This window comes from Dietzia sp. Cai40 (genome assembly GCF_014145165.1).
Taxonomy (GTDB): Bacteria; Actinomycetota; Actinomycetes; order Mycobacteriales; family Mycobacteriaceae; genus Dietzia; species Dietzia natronolimnaea.
Genome location: NZ_JAALEB010000234.1, coordinates 1 through 1,174 on the forward strand (window position 1 = coordinate 1; position 1,174 = coordinate 1,174).

2 protein-coding genes are annotated in these 1,174 nt (G+C 70.6%); both read right to left on the reverse strand.

Translation table 11 applies throughout. From position 1 onward, the window contains the following. Nucleotides 1-210: hypothetical protein (locus G6022_RS17035; protein ID WP_206682371.1), on the reverse strand; the 210-nt coding region annotated here is incomplete at its 3' end. Between the two features lie 181 nt (nt 211-391). Then, nucleotides 392-1,174 (reverse strand): TM0106 family RecB-like putative nuclease (locus G6022_RS09770; RefSeq protein ID WP_182691455.1); only part of this gene is annotated, 783 nt, incomplete at its 5' end.

Below are 1,174 nucleotides of genomic sequence, written 5' to 3' on the forward strand. Positions count from 1 at the left end.
CGAGCCGAGGTCCTGCGGGAGGGAGCCCTCGCCGGCCGAGTCGCCGCTGCCCTCGCTTCCGCTGCTCAACGTGCCCAGGCTGTCGGCTCCGAGGCTGTCGGCGGACAGGCTTCCGGTGCCGTCCTGGGCGGAGGCGACGGCGGTCGCCCCGGAGAGGGCGAGGGCGGTGGCGGCTGCGACGGCAGCGGCCCTACGGATCGAGAACGTCATGGGTTCGTCTCCTTATATGGCGCGGCATCCGCGTGGGTTCGCGACGGGACACCCGTGAGGGATGGTCTACAGCTTTCGGGTTCCGGCCGCGACGATCGGGGAGCGTCGTAAACTTTCGCCCTTATCCCCACCATATCCCTGAATTTAAGGGAAGCACAGCTCCCTCTCAGTGAGAACTCAATTAGAATCCGCGTGAAATCCACTCCCGCACAGCCCGGGTCGCGCGGACGTCGTCCTCGTTGTACGCGAGGATGCGCTCCCTGCCGGAATCCCGCTCGACCCCCCTCGAGGCCTGCGCATCCCGGTACCACCCGATCGACTGCTCACCCCCGGCGTCCGGGTCACGCCAGTGGAATCCGGCCACCGGCGCCACCACCTTGAGCCCGAGCCCGGAGGTGGAGACGAACTGGGTGGCCACCGCTTCGTGGACGTCGACCCACTGGGGAGAGGAGATGAACCCCCGCACCTCGGATACCGAGGGGACGCCTCTGACGACGGCCACCGTGCCCTCCGGCCCGAACCTGGTGGCGGTCGAGAGCATCCAGCCGTTCTCCGCGGACCTCGAGTAGCAGTAGGCGCGGAAGGTGCGCCCCTGCCCCTCGGCCCTGTCCCGGATGCCGGTGAGCCAGCGCCAGAACTCGGCGAACGAGCGACCCTCGTCCGGATCCGGCAACCGTGCCCAGGTGGCGAACGGCCGGTAGCCCTCGGCCTCGAGGCGACGCCCGTCCCGCAGGGTGAGCAGGGTCCCCCACAGGTAGGCGCCGTCGTCCAGGTGACTCTCCAGGTCCACGTCCACCTCGACGTCCGCACGCGGGATGGCGGGGCGGGCCACCTTGGGGACGACGACCTCGCCGTCGCGGTGCGCACGGGCCCTCAGCACGGCGTCGGAGAACGGTTCGCCGTTCCAGTCCGGCGGGCGCTCGGGACCGGCCTCGGCGAGCTCCGCCACCGTGCGGACGCCCGC